Origin of the sequence: Marinobacter sp. W-8 (assembly GCF_044342215.1) — a bacterium.
GTDB classification, from domain to species: domain Bacteria; phylum Pseudomonadota; class Gammaproteobacteria; order Pseudomonadales; family Oleiphilaceae; genus Marinobacter; species Marinobacter nauticus.
The window spans coordinates 2,346,801-2,370,233 of record NZ_CP172297.1; the positions used below are offsets into that span (position 1 = coordinate 2,346,801).

The following is a 23,433-nucleotide window of genomic DNA, read 5'->3' on the forward strand; positions in this document are numbered from 1 at the left end:
CAGTGATCAGAAAGAAGGGCTTCGAACTTTCATCAAGTTGAAACACTTGTTTCTGCACACTGCTAACCGAAGTTAGTCAGTAAAGTTTGGTGGAGCTAGGCAGGATCGAACTGCCGACCTCCTGCGTGCAAGGCAGGCGCTCTCCCAGCTGAGCTATAGCCCCAAGAAGCTATCTACAAGAATTATTCAGATCAAGGCATCGAATGGCGCCGCATAGCCTGCTATGCAAGTCATTCGATAACGCCGAGCTGGATAATTCTGGTGGGTCTGGGTGGACTTGAACCACCGACCTCACCCTTATCAGGGGTGCGCTCTAACCACCTGAGCTACAGACCCGGTTTTGCTTGTCTTCGAACCGTCTGGACTGCGTTGCAGCTCTCGCTCAATCGGTCACGTACGTGTGTACGCTCCCTCTTTCACTCAACCTGCGCCTTGCCAGCCGCTCCGAATCCGGCGCCAAACCCCGAGACTGACTCAGTGTTTGTGGCAAACCGATATCGGGCCTGCATAGACCCTTTTGCTCTCTTTATTAGCCAACCAAGTAATTCGTGTGGACTCTGACCGAAGCATTCGGCTTCGTTTAAGGAGGTGATCCAGCCGCAGGTTCCCCTACGGCTACCTTGTTACGACTTCACCCCAGTCATGAACCACACCGTGGTAATCGTCCTCCCGAAGGTTAGACTAACTACTTCTGGTGCAATCCACTCCCATGGTGTGACGGGCGGTGTGTACAAGGCCCGGGAACGTATTCACCGCGACATTCTGATTCGCGATTACTAGCGATTCCGACTTCACGGAGTCGAGTTGCAGACTCCGATCCGGACTACGACGCGTTTTAAGGGATTGGCTCACTCTCGCGAGTTGGCAGCCCTCTGTACGCGCCATTGTAGCACGTGTGTAGCCCTGGCCGTAAGGGCCATGATGACCTGACGTCATCCCCACCTTCCTCCGGTTTGTCACCGGCAGTCTCCCTGGAGTTCTCAGCATTACCTGCTAGCAACCAGGGATAGGGGTTGCGCTCGTTACGGGACTTAACCCAACATCTCACGACACGAGCTGACGACGGCCATGCAGCACCTGTCTCAGAGTTCCCGAAGGCACCAATCCATCTCTGGAAAGTTCTCTGGATGTCAAGGCCAGGTAAGGTTCTTCGCGTTGCGTCGAATTAAACCACATGCTCCACCGCTTGTGCGGGCCCCCGTCAATTCATTTGAGTTTTAACCTTGCGGCCGTACTCCCCAGGCGGTCAACTTAGTGCGTTAGCTGCGCCACTAAGACTTCAAGAGTCCCAACGGCTAGTTGACATCGTTTACGGCGTGGACTACCAGGGTATCTAATCCTGTTTGCTCCCCACGCTTTCGCACCTCAGTGTCAGTGTTGGTCCAGGTAGCCGCCTTCGCCACTGGTGTTCCTTCCTATATCTACGCATTTCACCGCTACACAGGAAATTCCACTACCCTCTACCACACTCTAGTCTGACAGTTCGAAATGCCGTTCCCAGGTTAAGCCCGGGGCTTTCACATCTCGCTTACCAAACCACCTACGCGCGCTTTACGCCCAGTAATTCCGATTAACGCTTGCACCCTCCGTATTACCGCGGCTGCTGGCACGGAGTTAGCCGGTGCTTCTTCTGTAGGTAACGTCAAGCCTCATGGGTATTAACCATAAGGTTTTCCTCCCTACTGAAAGTGCTTTACAACCCGAAAGCCTTCTTCACACACGCGGCATGGCTGGATCAGGGTTGCCCCCATTGTCCAATATTCCCCACTGCTGCCTCCCGTAGGAGTTCGGGCCGTGTCTCAGTCCCGATGTGGCTGATCATCCTCTCAGACCAGCTACGGATCGTCGCCTTGGTAGGCCTTTACCCCACCAACTAGCTAATCCGACTTAGGCTCATCCAATAGCGCAAGGTCCGAAGATCCCCTGCTTTCTCCCGTAGGACGTATGCGGTATTAATCCGGGTTTCCCCGGGCTATCCCCCACTACTGGGCAGATTCCTAAGCATTACTCACCCGTCCGCCGCTCGTCAGCGGGAAGCAAGCTTCCCCTGTTACCGCTCGACTTGCATGTGTTAAGCCTGCCGCCAGCGTTCAATCTGAGCCATGATCAAACTCTTCAGTTTAAATCATACAAGAACCCGAAAGCTCTTAATTCTTGCTCAAGACAAAACTCAATTTCGACGAGTCACTGTCCTGATATTTCGTGTCCGAAATACCTCGGCCAGCGCCCACACGAATTACTTGGTTAACTTTTTAAAGAGCGTTTGAGCTGTTGCTCAATCAAGGCCGCGTATTCTACATCGTTCCGCTGCCCTGTCAACCACTTTTTTCGAAGAATTTTTGAAGCAAATTTTCGAACACTTTCAAGTAGTTGCGTTCCTCGTGAACCGGCGTTGTCTGCCGTGTCCCTCAGAAGTGGTGCGCATTCTACAGCCCTCAGGAAAACTGTCAACGCCCATTTTCAATTTATTTTGCCGGGCTTCGGTTTCCACCTATCGAGCTGTTCAGAATACAACCAGAACGACCAAAAATCACCCGGATTTTCACCCCTCACGATGGATTCAGGGATCAGACTTTCAGAATTCGACCTTTATAGAGCTTGCTGCAGTGCGAGCTTTCTCCCGGGCATCCTCTATGGAGCTACCCAACGCCAGCGCTACCCCCATTCGCCTCCTGCCTTGTAATTCCGGCTTTCCGAACAGGCGTAGCTGGGTTCCCGGTTGTGCCAGGGCTTCTTCCAGGCCGGTATAGGAAACTTCTGTGGAGCTTCCCTCCGGCAGAATGACCGCCGACGCACTGGGACCATTCTGTCGAACAACAGGAACGGGAATACCCAGTATGGCCCGTGCGTGGATAGCAAACTCGGACAGGTCCTGGGATACAAGTGTGACCAATCCCGTGTCATGGGGGCGAGGTGAGACCTCCGAGAACCAGACATTCTCACCCTTCACAAACAGTTCAACACCATAGATGCCGTAACCGCCGAGATCTTCCACCACAGCACGGGCGATCTCTTTTGAACGCTGCAATGCCAGATCATTCATCGGCTGCGGCTGCCAAGATTCGCGATAGTCACCATCTTCCTGTCTGTGGCCAATGGGCTCGCAGAAGGTTACCCCCTCTTTATGCCTCACCGTCAGCAAAGTAATCTCATAGTCAAAATCGACAAAGCCTTCGACGATTACCCTGCCCTTTCCTGCTCGGCCTCCGGTTTGTGCGTACTCCCAGGCTCTTTCAATATCGGCTTCGGTCTTTACTGTACTTTGCCCCTTGCCAGACGAACTCATCACTGGTTTTACCACCAAGGGAAGCCCGACTTCCGCAACCGCCTGCAAATATTCTTCCCGCGTACCCGCAAACCGATACGGTGACGTTGGCAACCCGAGCTCTTCCGCAGCCAACCGACGAATACCCTCACGATTCATCGTCAGGTTCACCGCCCGCGCACTGGGTATCACCCGATAACCTTCCTGCTCGAGCTTGACCAACTCCGGGGTGGCAATAGCTTCTATCTCCGGAACAATCAGGTTCGGGCGCTCTTTCTCGATGACGCTCCGCAAAGCCACAGGGTCAAGCATGTCGACAACATGGGAACGATGGGCCACCTGCATTGCCGGTGCATCGGCATATCGATCAATGGCGATCACCTCAACGCCGAAGCGCTGGAGCTCAATCACAACTTCCTTGCCCAACTCCCCGGAACCACAAAAAAGTACCCGGAACGAGTTGCTTTTAAGAGGTGTACCCAATCTGACGCTGGTCTTGGTGTTATCGGTCATCTTATAGAGCTACCTTTTGTTCACGTATTGCCACCAGTTTCAAAACTTCTCGGCGTTCATCGTCTGTCATGCGAGTCCAGTGAAGAATCTCGTCACTGGTACGATGGCACCCTATGCAAACATCGTTCTCGTCTAAGGCGCACACGCTTACGCAGGGTGAGCGCACCCGATCAGCCCTGTTCATTTCTGCTTCGGATCACACGCTTTAAGTTTCTCCAGGTAACGCGTGGCATTCTGAACATAATGCGCCGCGCTCATTTCCAACATTTTCTTCTGATTGTCGTTCAGTTCACGCTTGATCTTGCCAGGAGAGCCCACAACCATCGAACCATCCGGTACTTCCATACCTTCAGGAATCAGCGTATTGGCACCAATCAGGCAATGCTTGCCGATCTTTGCCCCATTAAGCACCACCGCGTTTATGCCAATCAGTGAATAATCGCCGATATCACAGCCGTGCAGCATCACCTTATGCCCGACAGTAACACCCCGGCCGATGGTCAAAGGCAGCCCCGGATCGGTGTGAAGCACCGATCCATCCTGAACGTTGGATTCAGGACCAACCGTGATGCACTCGTTGTCGCCGCGAATAACCACGTTAAACCAGACGCTACTTTTCTCCAGCAACCAGACATTGCCAATGATAACGGCGTTTGCAGCAACAAATTGACCATCGCCAACTACCTGGGGGCGCTTGTCTTCGAGCTCGTAAAACATATCAGCCTCCTTGAGGGGGTTCGAGCAGATCGATTCCGGCATCGTACACGGCGTTCATAAAGTCGACCAGAACAACCGCGGAGAGCCCCCAGATCTGGTAACGCTCCCAGCGATAACAGGGCACATAAAAGGTGTGGTTCAGAAAACTGAGGGCATCGGTGCGCTCCCTCCTGTCCTCCAGAAAGAAGGAAAGCGGTACCCGGAACACGCTTTCTATTTCATAGGGATTGGGCACCACCGGATGATCGCCTGGAACAACCCCTACGTAGGGTGTTACAAGAATGCCGTAGCGCGACATTACCTGGCTTAATGGTGCGATGACGTCCACCTGGTCGGGAGGCAACCCGATTTCTTCATGGGTCTCTCTCAACGCAGTGGCCGCAAGCGACGAATCCTCGGGATCCCGCTTGCCGCCCGGATAAGACACCTGGCCACGGTGGGTTTTCAGGTTGGCAGACCTCAGGGTAAAAATCATTTCCGGATTGTTTTCATCATCCGTTACCGGCACCAGAATACCGGCTTCCGGATAATCCAGTGCCAACTGTCGCGGGGCATAATTGGATAATTTTTCAGTTAATAGGTCTCGCACTCGCTACTCCAGTGGCATCCCGATTTTGCATGAGACACAGACAGCCGGGATCGTTAAACTGATCATCAACAGACACTCAGTATACGGGGAAACTAATGAAGTATTGCAGCACATGCGGCCATCCGGTCGAACAACGCATTCCGGAGGGTGACAACAGGCACCGCTACGTATGTGTCAGCTGCGAGACCATACATTACCAGAACCCGAGGATTGTGGCGGGTACAGTTCCGGTCTGGGAAGGCCAGATACTTTTATGCCGGCGCGCGATCGAGCCCCGTTACGGCTATTGGACCCTGCCCGCCGGTTTCATGGAAAATGCCGAGACAACCATTGAGGCTGCAGCGAGGGAAACGCTGGAAGAGGCCCTTGCCGACGTCACCATCGAAGGCCTTTACTCCATCATCGATGTGCCGCATATCAACCAGGTTCACATGTTCTATCGCGCCAGCCTTAAAGACGGGCAATTCGGCGCCGGAGAAGAATCCCTGGAGTCCCGCCTTTTCTCCCCCGGCGAGATTCCATGGGACGAGATATCATTTCCAACCGTACGCAAAACCCTTGAGCTCTTTCTTATCGATATGGAGACAGAACGGTTTGGCGTTCACGTCAGTGATATCCGCCACCCCATGGGAAAAAAAGCCTGACCCGCCGTCAAAGATCAACCAGCCGAAAGATCTCATAAGCCGGTTCTTCATAAGGATGTGCTCGCTTCAATGCGGCTAGCGCATCTTTTATGAGGCGGTCGTCGCACACCAACTCCACTTTGTATTCCCGCACCGTCTCCAATTGCCCCTGCTGCCCAAGAAACGGATCGCTTCCCGCCAGCGGCCGGAACTGCCCCTGGCCTTCACATTGCCAGGCACAGCTGTCGTATTCTCCAATCTTTCCAGCACCAACATCGAACAGCGCCTGCTTGGTTTGTTCCAGATGACTCTCGGGTACGAAGTAGCAAAATTTGTACACGAACACCTCCTCGATTGATCAAATATTGCCCAGCATTAGAGAATTCAAACTTACTCACAGATTCTGTGGATAACTCTGGGGAAAGTTTTTGGGAATCGCCCCCCAGGCCCCATGAATACTGGCCTTTCCTTAAATTGCCGACATTTTCACCCATGATTTTATTTTCTTTAATATCAACAGGTTACAAGTTTCGCACAAAAACTGAACTTAGTTCTCAAGTTTTGCTCACAGAACAGTCAGGGCGGCACCGGATATGTGCATAAAGTTGTCTAGTCAAGCCCTGAAGCGGCAAATTTACAGACTATTTTAAGGCACCAGGGGTAAATTTTGGGTTGACATCAAAGGTATCGGTTTAACCAATCGAGCATAAAAAAGCCAGCCTCGAATCTCTTATAAACAGAGACCGGAGGCCGGCTTTCACTTCTCTTTTCAGGTGTGATTCAGCGAATCAACCAAACCACTTTCTGGCGTTGCGGAACATGCGTAACCAGGGACCATCTTCTTGCCAGCCATCCGGGCGCCAGGAGTGCTGAACGGCCCGGAACACCCGCTCCGGATGGGGCATCATGATGGTCACGCGACCATCCCGTGTGGTAATCCCGGTAATACCCGACTCTGAACCGTTGGGGTTATAGGGGTAACGGGTCGTTTCCCGGCCACGGTTGTCGACATATCGGAGAGCAACCAATTCGTTATCCGACAGCGCCTTGGCTGACGTGCCGGAAGCGAACTCAACCCTCCCCTCACCGTGGGCAACCGCGATCGGCATACGGGAGCCGGTCATGCCATCCAGGAAAGCGGATGGTGAGGAAGTAACCTCAACCATCACCAAGCGCGCTTCGAACTGTTCTGACTGGTTTCGAACAAAGCGGGGCCAGCCCTCACTGCCCGGAATCAGCTCGTGCAGATTGGATAGCATCTGGCAACCATTGCAGACACCAAGGGCAAGGGTATCCTGGCGATTAAAGAACGCAGCAAACTGATCACGCACCCGGTCGTTGAACAGGATGGACTTGGCCCAGCCTTCACCAGCACCCAGCACATCACCGTAGGAGAAACCGCCACAAGCCACCAGACTCTGGAACTTCTCCAGACTGATGCGACCGGATAGCAGGTCACTCATGTGAACGTCCGTCGCTTCAAAGCCTGCGCGGTCGAAGGCTGCCGCCATCTCAACCTGTCCGTTTACGCCCTGCTCCCGCAACACCGCCACTTTCGGCCGTTTGCCGGTATTGATAAACGGCGCTGCTACGTCTTCATTCAGATCAAAGGTCAGATCAGCACTCAGCCCCGGATCCTCGGCATCGAGCAGGTTCTCGAATTCTTCCCGGGCGCAGTCGGCATTGTCGCGAAGAGACTGAATACGGTAGCTGGTTTCTGCCCAGAGGCGCTGCAGATCTGTGCGCGCCTCATCCAGAACCGGCTCTCCGGCAAACAACAACCGAACCCGATCCTTGTCATTCAGAGTACCAATGACACTCGTGTGATCTCCCAGCCCGGAACCGGAGAATTGCTGGAGAACGAAATCGGTGTCTTCACGGCGCACCTGAATAACCGCACCCAGCTCCTCATTGAAGAGTTCGCGGGCAAATTGGGATTCGTCTTCCGCGAGGCCATCCAGCTTGATATCGACACCGGTTCTGCCGGCAAAGCTCATTTCGGCCAGGGTGACGAACAGACCGCCATCGGAACGGTCATGATAGGCCAGCAGCTTGCCATCGGCGTTCAGCCCCTGAATAACCGCGAAGAACGCCTTGATGTCCTCGGGATCGTCCAGATCCGGCGCCACAGCACCCACCTGACGATAAACCTGCGCCAACGCAGATCCGCCAAGACGGTTCTGGCCAGCGGCCAGGTCAACAAGAATAAGATCCGTTTCACCGGCATCCGTACGCAGCTGAGGTGTTTGGGTGCGGGCAACGTCGGTAACCGGAGCGAAGCCGCTGACAATCAGCGACAGCGGCGCAGTGACGCTCTTCTGCTCGCCATTGTCTTCTTCCCAGGCGGTTTTCATGGACATGGAGTCCTTGCCCACTGGAATGGTAATACCCAGCGCCGGGCACAACTCCATACCCACAGCGCGAACGGTTTCGTAAAGGTTCTCATCCTCGCCCGGATGACCTGCGGCGGCCATCCAGTTTGCCGAGAGCCGGATATCAGACAGCTTCGCAATCGGTGCCGCCGCCAGGTTGGTAATGGTTTCGCCTACGGCCATTCGGCCTGACGCCGGCGCATCAATCACTGCAAGCGGCGTACGCTCACCCATCGCCATAGCTTCACCGGTACGCACATCAAACGATGCTGCGGTGACCGCCACATCACTGACAGGAACCTGCCATGGGCCCACCATCTGGTCCCGGGCCACAAGCCCGGTAATGGTGCGGTCGCCAATGGTAATCAGGAAACTCTTGGAGCCAACCGACGGCAGACGCAGTATCCGCCGAACGGCATCGTGAAGATCGATTTTCGTGGAATCGAAAATCGGCTTGGTAAAGGAGGAACGACTGACACTGCGATGCATACGCGGAGGCTTGCCGAAAAGCACTTCCATCGGCAGATCCACGGGCTTGTCGTTGAAGTAGGAATCACCCAGCTCCAGATGATGTTCCTCGGTCGCCTCACCAATCACTGCATACGGGCAGCGCTCGCGACGACACAGAGCATCGAAAAGATCCAGGTTTTCAGGCGCAACCGCCATAACGTAACGTTCCTGAGACTCGTTACACCAGATTTCCAGGGGCGACATGCCCGGTTCGTCACTGGGAATATCCCTAAGCTCGAATCTGCCGCCACGGCCACCGTCCTTGACCAGCTCCGGCATGGCATTGGACAAGCCGCCGGCCCCGACATCGTGAATGAAGCAGATCGGGTTTTTGTCGCCCATCTGCCAGCAACGGTCGATAACTTCCTGGCAACGCCGTTCCATTTCAGGGTTGTCGCGCTGTACCGAAGCGAAATCCAGATTCTCATTACTGGAACCGGAGTCCATGGAAGAGGCTGCGCCCCCGCCAAGGCCAATCAGCATGGACGGACCACCCAGCACGATAAGCTTGGCGCCGACCGGAATATTGCCCTTCTCTACGTCCTGCTCGCGAATGTTGCCCAGACCACCGGCAATCATGATCGGCTTATGATACCCACGGACCTCTTCACCGGCGGCGCCAGGCACCTTCTCTTCAAAGGTCCGGAAGTAACCGGCCAGGTTAGGACGGCCGAATTCGTTGTTAAAGGCCGCCCCACCAATGGGGCCTTCAATCATGATATCCAGGGGAGAGGCAATCCGGTCCGGCTTGCCATAGTCGATTTCCCAGGGTTGCTCGTCGCCGGGAATATTCAGGTTGGAAACGGTGAAACCGGTGAGACCGGCTTTCGGCTTGGAACCACGACCGGTCGCGCCTTCATCCCGGATTTCGCCACCAGAGCCTGTGGCCGCGCCGGAAAAGGGGGCAATCGCCGTCGGGTGGTTGTGGGTTTCCACCTTCATCAGGATATGCACCGGCTCCCGGTTATAGCCGTAGACACCCGTGTCCGGATTCGGGAAGAAGCGACCGGCTTCGCTGCCGGCGATCACCGCGGCGTTGTCCTTGTAGGCCGACAGCACGCCCTCGCTATTCATCTCGAAGGTATTGCGAATCATCGCGAACAGGGACTTTTCCTGGCCTTCCCCATCGATATCCCAGGACGCGTTGAAAATCTTGTGGCGGCAGTGCTCAGAGTTGGCCTGAGCAAACATCATCAGCTCAACATCCGTCGGATCCCGCTCCAGGCCGACAAAGGATTTGACCAGGTAATCAATCTCATCGTCCGCCAGCGCCAGGCCCAACCGGCCATTTGCTTCCACCAGGGCATCCCGGCCACCAGACAACACCGGTACCCGTCCCAGAGAGCGAGGCTCTTCGTGGCTGAACAGAAGTTCTGCGCCGCCCATCTCGTGGAACACTTTCTGAGTCATACGATCGTGGAGAAGTGCTGCGATCTGCTCGCGCTGCTCCAGGCCAAGTTTCTTGCTGGCCTTTACATAGTAGGCAATGCCGCGCTCAATTCGGCGAATCTGCCGGAGGCCACAATTACGGGCGATATCCGTCGCCTTGCTGGACCATGGCGATAACGTGCCCGGCCTCGGAACCACCAGGAATAAAATCCCATCCGGCTGCTCAACCTGGACACTGGGACCATAGGTAAGCAGGCGATCCAGGATGGCCTGTTCCGAATCGGAAAGGTCGGCATCAAGATCCACAAAGTGCATGAACTCGGCATACACATGTTCTACACCCGGCACCATTTCCTGTATACGGGAATGCAGTTTGCGGGAACGAAAAGGCGAGAGCGCTGGCGCGCCGCGAAGTTCAAGCATGATATCAACCTGTATCGCGCGAATCGGGGGACGTCTGAAAGGCCGCAATGATACTTGAAACCGACTTCAGGTTACAGCGGAAGCTGGCCTCTTTCCGCGGTGTAAAATTGACATTCTTTTGCACAGTTATTAACCAGACCAATTGACCATTTCGCCCTCAGCAGTGATCATTGAGACTATGCATGGAAAGCAAGAAGCATCAAAAAGCAGGAGCATGGGAGCACCTCCCGGACCATCCTGACCATTGAGCGTGTAGCGGAGAGCAGGGATTTGTCACGATTTATCAGCACTTTCCGACGCAGTAGTGCGCAGTTGAGCATTGTATTGGCAGTTCTCCTTGCCACAGGCTGCTCGCAGCCCACAACGCTGCAGGAAATCCGGGAAGAAGGCGTTTTGCACGTCATTACCCGGGTTGCGCCTTCTATCTATTACCAGGACCGGGAACGGGACACCGGCTACGATTACGAACTGGCCAGACTGTTTGCCAACGAACTCGGGGTTGAACTGCGGGTTCGGGTCGCCGACGACAATTCTGAAATCCTCTCTGTCCTATCCAGAAATTACGCTCACATTGGTCTCGCCGGCCTGACACAACGTCCGGACTTTGGCAATCAGTACCGCTCCGTGCCCATCGGGGTTTCCGCGCAGTCGGTTATCGTCTACCACAAGGAAGTTCCGGCACCGGAATCACTGGAAGATCTGGCTTCCGAAACCATCCATATGCTGGCCGACAGCAACCATGAGCACCTTATTGCCGACCCTGCGAATGAGGCTGGGCCTATCATTCAGAAACATCCCGGCCTGGATGCAGCCGGTCTTCTTGCCCGGGTGGAAAGCGGGGAATTCGGCTATGCGGCGGTGGCCTCCAATGAACTGGATCTGAACCACGTCTTCTTCCCAAAGGTTTATGAAGCGTTCGCGCTGAACGAACCCAGTGATCTTGTCTGGCTGTTTCCAGCTGCTCAGGATGGCACTCTGGTGAATGCCGCCGAAGCTTTCATGGAAAGGGTGAACAACAACGGCACCATGGCCCAGCTCGCCGAACGGTTCTACGGTCATCTGGACCGGCTCAATTACGTTGGCGCCCGCACCTTCATGCACCACGTTGAGAACCGCCTGCCCCGCTATCAGTCGCTGTTCAAGGATTATGCCGAAGAATCCGGTATGGACTGGCGCCTGCTGGCCGCCATCGGTTACCAGGAATCCCACTGGCGCCCCAACGCCGTCTCCCCCACCGGGGTTCGCGGTCTGATGATGCTCACCCGCACCACGGCCAATTACATCGGTATTAATAACCGGCTGGATGCCGAGGAAAGTATTGAGGGCGGCGCCCGCTATTTCCGCATGGTGCATGGGCGCATCCCGGACAGAATTCCGGAGCCGGATCGCACCTGGTTCGCGCTTGCTTCCTACAACGTCGGCTTTGGACATCTGGAAGATGCCCGACGCCTGGCGGAATCCGCCGGGAAAGATCCGGATCGGTGGATGGATGTAAAGGAATTCCTGCCTCTGCTGGCCCAGAAAGAGTGGTACACCAAAACCCGGTTCGGATACGCACGCGGGCACGAACCGGTGGTTTACGTACAGAACATCCGGCGGTATTACGACGTCCTGGTCCGGATTACGGAACCGGACGCACCATCGGCGTCCGGGCTTGAAGACCAGCTGGCCTGGCTTGGCGACAACGAGGCCGGCCCCGAAGCCCCAGCCAAAGAGTCTCAGCCGGATCTGCGCGCAGACCTGCCTCCGGAATTACGGTTGATACCGCCAACACTCTGACTCAAACATCATCCGATCGCGCGCTCAAGGCGTGCTCGGACTGGGAGGATGAAAACCCTCGCCGGGCCAGAAACCGGGCCTGACGGAGTTTTTCAGGCAGATCCCCCTGCACATCCGCCAGCCCGAACCGTTTATCACGGGCCCGGACCGCCCTCCGGCACCACTCTTCTTCTGCGACGGACGATAGACACTCCGGCGCCTGATTCACACCACGCTGCTGCAGCTCGGCCAGTATTCTTAGTGGTCCGTAGCCGGCTTCAATGCGTTGGCGGCTATAGATCTCCGCGAACCGGTCGTCATCCAACCAGCCCTCACACTCATATTCATCGAGCACCGGATCAAAAACATCCGGTGGAATCTTGCGCTGCCGCAGCTTGATCGCGAGCTCATACCGGCTGTGCTCCCGGCGGGCCAACAGACGCAGCGCTACCGAACGAGCCTGGTATTCCGGATCGTCATGTTTTTGATCTTTTCCCATACAGGCTCTTTCCGCGATGACTTGCAAAACGATAGACTTAGCGTCCCGGGGCACCCCCGCAAACACACTACCCGAAACCAGACGCTGGATCGGGCCGGAAGGCGGAGATACTCTGCCGCCACCGCAAACTGGTTGCAATCCCAAGGATACCGTTTATGGCTGCATTCATTCAGAAATTGTTCAAGAACCGCAAAACCGTCTCACTCGAAAGCCAGAAGGCATCCGAAAAACCGCAAAGCAATCAGCCAACCGAAGAAGACAACCGACAGCAGTTACGCCAGCAGCAGGAACGCCAGCTTGGCGCCAGCCCTGAACAATCGGAACTCGCGGCTTTGGCAATAGAAGGTGTGACCTCCGCCATTCGATTGCAGGCAGCGAGCCAGATTAACCAGGAAGAGCACCTACAGGCGGTACTGAAACAGGCAAAAGGCCGCGATAAAAGTGTTTACCAGACTGTCAAACAGTCACTTCAAACCCTGAAGGAACAACAGGCCAGCGAAGCGGCCACCCAGCATCGCATCACTGAACTGGTCAGCCAGGCACAGGAGCAGGCCAGAAGCGAAGACACCAAGCTCTACGAGGCCCGACTGAACGCTCTCCAGGATCACTGGCAAAGCGTTGAAAACAAGGCCAGCGCAGAGCAGACCCAGCAATTCCTGCAAGCGGTCCACCAGATTCGTGAACGCCAGAAGCAACTGGATGAGACGCGCCAGGAAGAGCAGCGGCACCTCGATCAGAAGCAGCAACGGCAGGAAACACTGGAACTGCTGCAGCAAACCCTGAACCAGCTTAAAGCCGCAGCGCCCTCTGGACTTCCCTCAGAATCTGCCCTGGATGCGTTGCAAAAAACCCAGGAAAACCGCTGGCTGGAAGCCACGCGGGACACCCAGGTGGACAAACAGGAGCAGACGCAATACGAACAGGCCATGCTGGCTCTACGCAACTACCTTGGTGCGGTGCGCCGCCTGAATCTGGCGCGGCCGCAAATCAGCGAACTGGAAAGCAACGACACCGAGAGCCCTCAGGCTGCCGCAAAAGCCCTGTTGCAGGAAGTGGCCTGGCCTCAGGAATTCCCGCTACCCCAGGCCCTGGCCGATCTGCGGGCCCTGGCCGGTAAGCCACGCACACAACCTGGGGCAGACGGAACCCGGGAACAGCAGCAAGCATATGCGGCCGCGCTTAATACCACCCTGCCCAAACTGGAAGCCGCCCTGGAAGCAAAGCAGTTCCGGGAATCCCGCCAGCTCCTGAAAACAGCCCAGAACCAGTTTCAGGCGCTTGATGATCGTCACCGCAAGAACGTCCAGGCGAAGATGCAGTTACTTGCCGGCCAGTTCCGGGAACTGAGCGATTGGCAGGGATTCGCCACCGAGCCCAAACAGGTCTCTCTGTGCGAACAGATGGAATATCTGGCGGAACAACCGATGGAGCCGGAGGCCAAGGCAGAGCGAATAAAAGAACTGCAGAACGAATGGCGAGAACTTGGTGGCTCGTCCGACCGAACCCTCTGGAATCGTTTCAAAGCAGCGTCCGATCAGGCCTATGAGCCCTGCAAAGCCTACTTCGAGGCAAAAGCCGATCTCAAACAGGTCAACCTGCACAAACGGGAAGCCATCTGCGAGGAACTCGAACGATTCCTCGCGCAGGCAGACTGGACCAGTATTGACTGGAAAGGTGCCGAACGGATTCATCAGACCGCCCGTCAGGAATGGAAAGCGGCCTGGCCGGTAGACTTCCGGGATAACCGGCAGGTACAGAAGCGGTTTGACGACCTGCTGAAGAACCTGGAGCGGCCCCTGGACGAGGAGCGACAGAAGAACGAGGCCGCCAAACAGGCGATTGTCGAGCGGGCTCAGGCGTTGATTGACCATGAACCTCTTCAGGAGGCCATGGATCAGGCCAAAGCCCTGCAATCGGAATGGAAGCGTATCGGCATCACCCGGCACCGCGAAGATCGCAAGCTCTGGCAGGCGTTCCGCCAAGCCTGCGACCAGATCTTCGACCGACGCGATGCCCAGCGGTCTGCACAGCAACAAGCGACCGAGAAGGCTGACGCCGACGCTCGCGCAGTGGTTGCCAAGTACCGCGATCTCGGAACAGAGGCTGACGAAGCGTTGATCAATGAAGCCAAGACCGAGCTCAAGCCGTTAGCCGATATGCCGCTTTCACGACCGGTTAGGGGCGAAGTACAAGACCTTCGTCAGCATCTGACAGAGCTGGGGCAGCGCAAAAAGCTGAAAGCCAGACTCGATAACTGGAAGACACTGATCAAAGAGCGTGTGGGTGGCGCCCTTGCCCCGGAACAGGTTCCTTCAAACTGGCAGAATCTGGTTAACGGCGCGACCTCTCTTACAGGTAGAGACTTGGTGATCAGGGCGGAGATCGTTGCCGGCCAGGAGACTCCGGACTCAGACCAGGGACGGCGTATGGAAATCCAGGTTCAGCGTCTGGCCGAAGGCCTGGGTGGTGGCGATCAAACCACACCTGAGCAGGAACTGGAAAGGCTGATCGCACTCTGGTGCCTGCACCCGGAGATGAACGACCAGAGCACAGAACACGCTGGTCGACTGGTTCAGGCTTTGGAAAACCGACTGCAGCACTAAAGCATCATTCTCTCTGATGCTGCCTTACAAAATCCCTGGCTTGCCTGACCGCAGCCAGGGATTTTTCTTTCATCTCCTTTAATTCCTCATCGGCAAGGTAGAACATCATATCGATGGTGTGCCGATAGTATCTGGCCGGCAAACGATTCAGAGCCACACACATCACGTCGGTCAGATAATCCGCTGTGTCCGACTCCTCCCGGGTTGCATCGATCGCATCCAGCACCAGCCTTTCGTAGAAATTATCGATAGCATCTCTCAGAGACATGGTTACACCTGCCTGCTTTATAGGATCAATCTTTATTCAAGATAGAAGTCACAAGCGTTTGTGTCATTGTCCCTGAGCAATTTCGCCAATGGGATTGGCAGCGGCTGTCATTACCGGGGGCTACACTGAACCGCTATGGTTATCACTCTTTGAAATCAAGCCCGGATAACAATCAGAGGAACAGATATGACCACCGAGGCGTACATTTTCGATGCCGTTCGCACCCCCCGCGGCCGCGGCAAGAAAGATGGCTCACTGCACAGCGTTAAGCCGATCACGCTGCTCACCACCGTGCTCAAGGCTCTGGAAGAGCGTAACCGGCTCGACACTTCTCAGGTAGATGATGTCGTCATGGGCTGCGTCACCGCCGTGGGCGATCAGGGCGCGGATATTGCCAAAACTGCAGCACTCGCAGCCGACTGGGACGAAAAAGTGGCCGGCGTCACCCTGAACCGCTTTTGTGCCTCCGGCCTGGAAGCCGTGAATCTGGCCGCCATGAAAGTACGTTCCGGCTGGGAAGACATGGTGGTTGCCGGTGGTGTCGAGGCGATGTCTCGCGTTCCGATGGGCTCCGATGGCGGCGCCTGGGCCACAGACCCGGAAACCAACCTGCACACCGGTTTCATGCCCCAGGGCATCGGTGCCGATCTGATCGCCACTCTGGAAGGCTTCAGTCGCGAAGATGTCGATGGCTTTGCTGTGAAATCCCAGCAAAAAGCGGCCAGCGCCTGGGATAAGGGCTACTTTGCGAAATCCATTGTGCCAGTCACCGACCAGAACGGCGTGGTCATCCTGGACCGGGACGAGCATGTACGCGGTAACACCACCGTAGAATCCCTGGCCGGCCTCAAGCCTTCGTTTCAGATGATGGGCGAAATGGGCTTTGACGGCGTCGCGCGGGAAAAATACCACTACGTGGAGAAGATCAACCACGTGCACCACGCCGGCAACTCCTCCGGCATTGTCGACGGTGCCACCGCCATGCTGATTGGCAGCGAAGCCAAGGGCAAGGAGCTGGGCCTGAAGCCCCGCGCCCGCATTGTCGCCACTGCCGTTACCAGCACCGACCCCACCATTATGCTCACCGGCCCTGCCCCCGCCGCCCGCAAGGCACTGGAGAAAGCCGGTATGACGGTGGACCAGATCGACCTGTTTGAAGTGAACGAAGCCTTCGCCTCGGTGGTGATGCGCTTCCAGAAAGAGTTGTCCGTTCCGGACGAGAAAGTGAATGTAAACGGCGGCGCCATCGCCATGGGCCACCCGCTGGGTGCTACCGGCGCCATCATCCTCGGCACCCTGCTGGATGAACTGGAACGCCGCGAACTGCGCTACGGCCTGGCCACGTTGTGCGTGGGCGGCGGCATGGGCATTGCCACCATCATCGAGCGCGTCTGAACGCCACTTTCATATAAAAGGAACCGACCATGAGTGCCATCAAATACGACCTGGGTTCAGACCAGATTCTGACCCTGACCATCGACATGCCGGGCCAGTCCGCCAACACCATGAACGGCGAGTTTCGAACTGCGCTGACCGAAACCGTCAACAAGGTCAAAGGCGACCTGGATAATGTCAAAGGCATTATCATCGCCTCCGCCAAGAAAAGCTTCTTTGCCGGTGGCGACCTGAATGAGCTGTACTCAGTGACCCGCGAACAGGCCAAAGAGTTTGAAGACATGGTCAACGGCCTGAAAGCCGACATGCGGGTGCTGGAAACCTGTGGCAAACCTGTGGTGGCGGCCATCAACGGCACCGCTCTGGGTGGTGGCCTGGAACTCGCCCTGGCCTGCCATCATCGCGTTGCCATTGATGATGACCGGACCCAACTGGGCTTGCCGGAAGTCACCCTGGGCCTGCTGCCCGGCGGTGGCGGCACCCAGCGACTGCCCCGGATGATTGGCCTGGAAGCCGCCTTCCCGTTCCTGATGGAGGGTAAGAAGGTAAATCCAAAAGCCGCTCTGAAGGCCGGTATCGTGGATGAGCTCGCCAACTCACCAGAAGACATGATCGCCAAGGCCCAAGCCTTCATCGAAGCCAATCCCAAGTGCCAGCAACCCTGGGATCAGAAAGGCTTCCGCTTCCCCGGCGGAGCTCCGCATCATCCGGCCATGGCCCAGAAACTGGCCATTGCACCGGCCATGCTCAAACAGAAGACCAAAGGCTGCTATCCGGCACCGGAACGGATTCTGGCAGCAGCGGTGGAAGGCGCCCAGGTGGATTTCGACAATGGCAGCCTGATTGAAACCCGTTACTTTGCCGAGCTGGCCACCGGCCAGGTGGCCAAAAACATGACGGGCACCTTCTGGTTCCAGCTCAACGCCATCAAGGCCGGCGGCAGTCGCCCGGATGGTGTTGAAAAAGAAACTTTCGAGAAAGTCGGGGTATTGGGTGCCGGCATGATGGGTGCCGGCATTGCCTACTCCACCGCCAGCCGCGGCATTGAGGTGGTGCTGAAGGATGTTTCCGTGGAAAACGCGGAAAAAGGCAAACGCTATTCCGCAAACCTGCTGGCCAAGAAAGTCAGCCGCGGCCGGATGACCGAGGCCCAGAAAGACGAGGTGCTGGCCCGAATTAAAGCCACGGCTTCCGCCGACGATCTGGAAGGTTGCGACCTGATCATCGAAGCCGTGTTCGAAGACAGCGATTTGAAGGCAAAGGTTACCCAGGAATCCGAGCCGAAAATGGTGGCCAACGGCATCTTTGCCTCCAACACCTCCACCATCCCCATCACCCAGTTGGCCCAGGCCTCGGCCAAGCCGGACAACTTCATCGGCCTGCACTTCTTCTCGCCGGTGGACAAGATGCAGCTGGTGGAAATCATCGTTGGCGAAAAAACCTCCGATGACACCCTGGCCCGGGCCTTCGATTACGTGCAACAGATAGGCAAGATTCCCATTGTGGTGAACGACAGCCGTGGCTTCTTTACCTCTCGGGTATTTGGCACCTTCGTGAACGAAGGTATCAGCATGCTGGCCGAGGGCATTCACCCCTCAAGCATCGAGAATGCCGGACTGCTGGCCGGCATGCCGGTAGGGCCGCTGGCCATCTCTGACGAAGTCAGCATGACCCTGATGCAGCACATCCGCGCCCAAAGCAAGAAAGACACGGAAGCCGCCGGCGGTACCTGGCAGCCGCATCCGGCCGAAGCCGTCATCGATGCCATGGTGGATACCCACGGACGCAAGGGCAAAGCCGCCGGTGCCGGTTTCTACGAGTATCCGGAGAAGGGCACAAAATACCTGTGGCCGGAACTGGAGAACCTGTTCGTGGACCAGGACAAGGCACGCCGTGTGCAGCTGCAGGATCTGAAAGATCGCATCCTGTTCATGCAGGCCATCGAGACCATCCGCTGTCTTGAGGAGGGTGTGCTGAGAACCGTGGAAGACGCCAACATTGGCAGCATCTTCGGTATTGGCTACGCGCCCTGGACCGGCGGTGCCATCCAGTTCGTCAACCAGTATGGCGTTCGGGCCTTTGCGGAGCGGGCGCAGCAGCTGGCAGACCAGTACGGAGAGCGATTCACGCCGCCATCCCTGTTGCTTCAGAAAGCCGAACGCAACGAAAACTTTAGCTGACCCTGCCGGCCGGAGGGCCTATACCCTCCGGCCACCTCTACCCTCAACTGCCGACAGTTTACTTCCGGTCACACGCCCCCATAGTTAGCCTCAGGCTGAAACGTATATGGACATATTGTCACGAAGCTATACCCCTGGCCTATGGCAACAGGTGTAGCGGTTGCCTACAATAAATTGAACAGTCACGGGTATTCACCCCCATTGTCATTGGTGGCGATTCCCAGCAGCTTCAGGTATGCATTTATGACCATCGCGGAAAACTCCATGCAGCGCCCGTCTCTGACTTCCCTCACCCGGAAAGCAGGCGCGGTCACGGCTCTGGCCCTGGGCCTCCTTGTCTCCGGCGCCTACGCAAAGATTGACGACTCCGCCAGGTATGAGCCGGTTGCGCCCACGATTGACCAGGCCCGCGCCAATATTCTGATTGCCCGGCAGCTGCAGTTCACGCATTTCCGCAATCTCGGCATCAGCGACGAGCTGTCCGGCGATGTTTTCGATGCCTACCTGAATTACCTCGACAGCCAGAGAATTTACCTGACCCAGGAGGACATTGATGCCCTCTCCAGGGTCAAGAAACACCTGGGGTCAGCGCTAAAGACCGGCCAGCTCCAGCCGGGCTTTGATATATACAATCTGGTTCAGCAGCGGGTTATCGAACGCCTGAAGTTCGCCCTGGGGCTCATCGACAACGGTATTGAGCAACTCGACTTCACTGCCGATGACAGGGTTCGCGTCGACCGATCCGAGGCGCCCTGGGAAGCGGACCAGGCCGCTCTGGACGAACTCTGGACGAAGCGCATTAAAAACGCGGTTCTGGCCCAGAGACTGAACGGCGCAGACGATGAGGCGATTGAAGAAACACTGCGACGCCGCTATGAAGGGCAGCTCAAACGCGCTTACCAGGCCCGCAGCGAAGATGCATTCCAGGCTTACATGAATGCCTTTACCGGCATGTGGGACCCACACACGTCCTACTTTTCGCCCCGTACCTCTGAGAACTTCAATATCAACATGAGTCTCTCGCTGGAGGGCATCGGCGCGGTACTGCAATCCGATAACGAGTACACCAAGGTAGTGCGTCTGGTACCCGGTGGCCCGGCCTCCAAGCAAGGTCAGCTGCAGCCAGCCGACCGCATCGTCTCGGTTGCGCAGGGTGATGAAAAGCCTGTAAACGTGATCGGCTGGCGCCTGGACGAGGTGGTGGATCTGATCCGCGGCCCCCGTAATTCCACCGTAACCCTGGAAGTAATCCCGGCCAACGCCAGCGACGAGACCATCACACGCACCATCGCCATCAAGCGCGACGAGGTGAAGCTGGAGGAGCAAAGCGCCAGCAAAGACGTGATTGAACTGGACCGAAACGGCGAGACCTATCGTATCGGGGTCATCAATATCCCCACCTTCTACGCCGATTTCCAGGCCATGCAGGCTGGCGATCCAAATTACAAAAGCACCACCCGCGATGTGCGTAAACTGATTGAGGAACTCAAGGCCAGCGGCGTGGATGGCGTGGTCATGGATCTTCGTAATAACGGCGGTGGCGCACTGCACGAAGCCAACGACCTGGTTGGTCTGTTTATCGACGAAGGCCCCACGGTCCAGATCCGTAACGCCAACAACGATGTCCAGGTACTGGAAGACGAGGATCCGTCCGTGGTCTACGACGGCCCTCTGGTGGTACTGGTCAACCGGATGAGCGCCTCCGCCTCTGAAATTTTCGCCGGCGCTATCCAGGATTATGGTCGAGGCCTGGTGGTTGGCTCCCAAACCTTCGGCAAAGGCACGGTTCAGGCCGTTCGGCCACTGAACCACGGTCAATTGAAAATCACACAGTCCAAATTTTACCGGGTTTCCGGCGGTTCCACCCAGCACAAAGGGGTGATTCCAGACATCGAAATCCCGTCGCGCATCGATAAAACCCGAATTGGTGAGGACGCTCTGGACCACGCCCTGCCGTGGGACCAGATTGAGGCCGTTCCCCATGCCCGCTATTTCGACTTTACCGGCGTGATTGACGAACTGCGGAATCGCCACGAAGAGCGGTTCGCCACCAACCCGGAGTTCAAGCTGCTGCAGAAGGAAATTGAGTTCCTTAACCGCCAGCGGCAGATGGATTACGTCAGCCTTAACGTGGACGAGCGCAAGAACCAGCACAACCAGATCGAGCAGACCCGCCTGACCATCGCCAATGCCCGGCGGGAACTGAAAGGCGAAGAACCGTTTGAAGACCTGGAAGCTCTGGAAGACTGGCAGGATCAACAGGCGGCAGATCTGGACAACACCGACGAAGAACTGGATTTCGTCATCCAGGAAGGCGGACACATCATGGCCGACTTGCTGGAGCTGGACCAACGTATGGCGTCCATTCTGATGCCCACCCAGTTTGCGGCCAAGACTGAGGCACCATAAATCATGGCTGGGCAGCCGTCCGGGGAAAGCAGTCAGAGTACCCAACAGCGTGCCCGGGTGTTCAGGGACATGCTACTGGACGCCCTGCACGCCATGTATTCCATGGACGAAGCTGAGGGCCTGGAATCCTCTGGCCCGAAAGATAAAACCCCAGACGGTATGCTGGAACGTATAGCCGGGTTGACGGGTTCGGCACTTCGCCTGGGCGCCCGGGCAACCGACACCTCCCTGCGGGTCGGTCGGGCCCTGATTAACTCTCAGGATCAGTTGCGGGCCATGCTGACAGCCGGCCAATCGCTGAAAGACATACGGGAAGTTGCGGGCCTCACGCTCTCGGAAATGAGTGAAGCCCTGAACCTCAAAGACAAGTCTTTGCTGGAAGCCATTGAAAATGGCACCTCCACCCTCTCCTTCGAGCTGATCCTGAGACTCGCCGCCCTGGTGGCCCGCAACGATCCCATCCCGTTTATCATGCGCACCACCCGTAACTATAACCCCGAGGTGTGGCAGATACTCAACGATTGGGGCATTGGCCGGATTCCGCTCCAGTTCGAGCGGGAACGGGAATTCATTAACATCTTCCGCCGGCACGACGATGCCAGAAACCTGTCGGATGAAGGCTTCCGAAAAGTGCTGGAGTTCACCCGCCAGAGCTTCGAAATGTCACTGCACTTTATCGAGCAGCAGGAAAAGGAAATGGCAGAACTGAAAGCTGGCATGAAGCCTGGGGAGCCAGCGCCGGACAAGCCGGCAACCAGCTCCGGGGCCAAACGGAATATCAGGTAAACAGCGCCCGCATTCCGGTAATGTTGGGGTTACGCACTGCGCCCTTCTCGGTCACGATGGCATCAATCAGGCTGGCCGGTGTCACGTCGAACACCGGATTGAAGACCTGAACGCCCGCGGGCGCCAGGGGAATCCCGCGGATTTCACGAACTTCGGTGCCCTCCCGCTCTTCGATCGGAATATCCTTGCCGGACTCCAGCGACATATCAACGGTGCTGGAGGGAGCCACCACCATAAACCCGATCTTGTGGTGCCGCGCCAGGACCGCCAGGTTATAGGTACCAATCTTGTTCGCCACATCACCGTTGGCGGTTATCCGGTCGGCGCCCACAACAATCCATTTAACCTTGCCGGAAGCCATAATGGCCGCTGCCGCGCCATCGGCATTGAGCGTAACGGGAATATGGTCACGGGTCAGCTCCCAGGCGGTTAACCGGCTGCCCTGAAGCCAGGGCCGGGTTTCGTCGGCATAGACCCTCTTCAACAGTTTTTCCTCGTGCAAACGGCGAATCACCCCCAACGCGGTACCGTATCCTCCGGTGGCAAGTGCACCGGTGTTACAGTGGGTCAGCACTGCGACAGGCTTGTCGGGATTCATCACCTCCAGAGCAAAATCTGCCATGGCCAGGTTGGCCGCCAGGTCATCCTCATGCAGACGAACAGCCTCTGCCGCCAGCCGATCAGTGGCTTCGTCCAGAGAATGGCAGGCGTGGAACACCTTTTCCATGCGCTCCAGCGCCCAGAACAGGTTCACCGCCGTAGGCCGGGATTTCGCCAACACTCGAATAGCCTGTTTGATCTCGGCCTGCCAATCGCCTCCGCCTGCGTGGCGGGCTGCCAGGGCCACCCCGTACGCAGCACTGATGCCGATGGCCGGTGCCCCACGCACCACCATATCCGTTATGCACTGGGCCACCGCCGAGGCACCATCCGCAACAATCCAGTGCTCCTCCGCCGGGAGCAGGCGTTGATCCAGCAATTCCAGCCTGTCCCCGTGCCAGCGCATTGCCACCGTCCCGATGGAACGATTGGAAGATCGACCTGCCATAAACAACTCCCGAACCAAAGAAAAACAGCGAGTATAGCCCTATCAAACCAGATTGACTGCCCTGATTTGAAGAGGCTTGATGAATG

At 56.7% G+C, this 23,433-nt stretch carries 16 protein-coding genes, 2 tRNA genes and 1 rRNA gene; 7 read left to right on the forward strand and 12 right to left on the reverse strand.

Features of this window, described 5'->3' with window-relative positions:
• Positions 1–87 precede the first annotated feature (87 nt).
• The 7 genes from ACF8YQ_RS10935 to ACF8YQ_RS10965 form a co-directional block, all read right to left on the reverse strand.
• Positions 88–163: transfer RNA gene (locus tag ACF8YQ_RS10935), tRNA-Ala, on the reverse strand.
• 96 nt (positions 164–259) lie between these two features.
• Positions 260–336 (reverse strand) — tRNA-Ile (locus ACF8YQ_RS10940).
• Positions 337–581: 245 nt separating this feature from the next.
• Positions 582–2,122: ribosomal RNA gene (locus tag ACF8YQ_RS10945) — 16S ribosomal RNA — on the reverse strand.
• A gap of 453 nt (positions 2,123–2,575) precedes the next feature.
• Positions 2,576–3,778: a formate-dependent phosphoribosylglycinamide formyltransferase gene (gene purT / locus ACF8YQ_RS10950; RefSeq protein WP_014421942.1), complete on the reverse strand. Its 1,203-nt coding sequence runs from the start codon at positions 3,776–3,778 to the stop codon at positions 2,576–2,578.
• A 1-nt stretch (position 3,779) separates the two neighbouring features.
• Positions 3,780–3,962: a DUF1289 domain-containing protein gene (locus ACF8YQ_RS10955; RefSeq protein ID WP_011785938.1), complete on the reverse strand. Its 183-nt coding sequence runs from the start codon at positions 3,960–3,962 to the stop codon at positions 3,780–3,782.
• Complete coding sequence (locus ACF8YQ_RS10960; protein WP_396621383.1) at positions 3,959–4,495, reverse strand: gamma carbonic anhydrase family protein; 537 nt, start codon at positions 4,493–4,495, stop codon at positions 3,959–3,961. Before ACF8YQ_RS10960 ends, ACF8YQ_RS10955 begins: the two co-directional genes overlap by 4 nt.
• A 1-nt stretch (position 4,496) precedes the next feature.
• Positions 4,497–5,084, reverse strand: a complete 588-nt coding sequence (locus ACF8YQ_RS10965) for a CoA pyrophosphatase (protein WP_022992909.1) — start codon at positions 5,082–5,084, stop codon at positions 4,497–4,499.
• Between the two features lie 95 nt (positions 5,085–5,179).
• On the opposite strand from ACF8YQ_RS10965, the gene ACF8YQ_RS10970 reads away from it, so the two are divergent.
• On the forward strand, positions 5,180–5,728 hold the full coding sequence (locus ACF8YQ_RS10970) for an NUDIX hydrolase (protein ID WP_011785941.1): 549 nt from the start codon (positions 5,180–5,182) through the stop codon (positions 5,726–5,728).
• Between the two features lie 7 nt (positions 5,729–5,735).
• On the opposite strand, the gene ACF8YQ_RS10975 is transcribed toward ACF8YQ_RS10970, so the two are convergent.
• Positions 5,736–6,047, reverse strand: coding sequence for an NGG1p interacting factor NIF3 (locus tag ACF8YQ_RS10975; protein WP_396621384.1), 312 nt, complete (start codon positions 6,045–6,047; stop codon positions 5,736–5,738).
• Between the two features lie 448 nt (positions 6,048–6,495).
• Positions 6,496–10,401: a phosphoribosylformylglycinamidine synthase gene (gene purL, locus ACF8YQ_RS10980; protein ID WP_396621385.1), complete on the reverse strand. Its 3,906-nt coding sequence runs from the start codon at positions 10,399–10,401 to the stop codon at positions 6,496–6,498.
• Positions 10,402–10,671: 270 nt separating this feature from the next.
• On the opposite strand from purL, the gene mltF reads away from it, so the two are divergent.
• The gene (gene mltF, locus ACF8YQ_RS10985) at positions 10,672–12,180 is read left to right on the forward strand and encodes a membrane-bound lytic murein transglycosylase MltF (protein ID WP_396621386.1); all 1,509 of its coding nucleotides are present in this window, start codon (positions 10,672–10,674) and stop codon (positions 12,178–12,180) included.
• Position 12,181: 1 nt separating this feature from the next.
• Here mltF and ACF8YQ_RS10990 read toward each other — a convergent pair whose 3' ends face one another.
• The gene (locus tag ACF8YQ_RS10990; protein WP_396621387.1) at positions 12,182–12,658 is read right to left on the reverse strand and encodes a regulatory protein RecX; all 477 of its coding nucleotides are present in this window, start codon (positions 12,656–12,658) and stop codon (positions 12,182–12,184) included.
• A gap of 155 nt (positions 12,659–12,813) precedes the next feature.
• On the opposite strand from ACF8YQ_RS10990, the gene ACF8YQ_RS10995 reads away from it, so the two are divergent.
• On the forward strand, positions 12,814–15,261 hold the full coding sequence (locus ACF8YQ_RS10995) for a DUF349 domain-containing protein (RefSeq protein ID WP_396621388.1): 2,448 nt from the start codon (positions 12,814–12,816) through the stop codon (positions 15,259–15,261).
• A 4-nt stretch (positions 15,262–15,265) separates the two neighbouring features.
• Here ACF8YQ_RS10995 and ACF8YQ_RS11000 read toward each other — a convergent pair whose 3' ends face one another.
• The gene (locus ACF8YQ_RS11000; protein ID WP_014421950.1) at positions 15,266–15,529 is read right to left on the reverse strand and encodes a late competence development ComFB family protein; all 264 of its coding nucleotides are present in this window, start codon (positions 15,527–15,529) and stop codon (positions 15,266–15,268) included.
• Between the two features lie 186 nt (positions 15,530–15,715).
• Between ACF8YQ_RS11000 and ACF8YQ_RS11005 the strand changes: the two genes are divergently transcribed.
• The 4 genes from ACF8YQ_RS11005 to ACF8YQ_RS11020 all read left to right on the forward strand — a co-directional run bounded on the left by ACF8YQ_RS11005 (position 15,716) and on the right by ACF8YQ_RS11020 (position 22,299).
• Complete coding sequence (locus ACF8YQ_RS11005) at positions 15,716–16,924, forward strand: acetyl-CoA C-acetyltransferase (RefSeq protein ID WP_224850380.1); 1,209 nt, start codon at positions 15,716–15,718, stop codon at positions 16,922–16,924.
• Positions 16,925–16,953: 29 nt separating this feature from the next.
• Complete coding sequence (locus ACF8YQ_RS11010; RefSeq protein WP_396621389.1) at positions 16,954–19,104, forward strand: 3-hydroxyacyl-CoA dehydrogenase NAD-binding domain-containing protein; 2,151 nt, start codon at positions 16,954–16,956, stop codon at positions 19,102–19,104.
• A 243-nt stretch (positions 19,105–19,347) separates the two neighbouring features.
• The gene (locus ACF8YQ_RS11015) at positions 19,348–21,513 is read left to right on the forward strand and encodes a carboxy terminal-processing peptidase (RefSeq protein ID WP_396621390.1); all 2,166 of its coding nucleotides are present in this window, start codon (positions 19,348–19,350) and stop codon (positions 21,511–21,513) included.
• A gap of 3 nt (positions 21,514–21,516) precedes the next feature.
• On the forward strand, positions 21,517–22,299 hold the full coding sequence (locus ACF8YQ_RS11020; RefSeq protein WP_396621391.1) for a helix-turn-helix domain-containing protein: 783 nt from the start codon (positions 21,517–21,519) through the stop codon (positions 22,297–22,299).
• On the opposite strand, the gene mtnA is transcribed toward ACF8YQ_RS11020, so the two are convergent.
• The gene (gene mtnA, locus ACF8YQ_RS11025) at positions 22,292–23,347 is read right to left on the reverse strand and encodes an S-methyl-5-thioribose-1-phosphate isomerase (protein WP_121208654.1); all 1,056 of its coding nucleotides are present in this window, start codon (positions 23,345–23,347) and stop codon (positions 22,292–22,294) included. The genes ACF8YQ_RS11020 and mtnA overlap by 8 nt on opposite strands.
• Between the last annotated feature and the right edge of the window lie 86 nt (positions 23,348–23,433).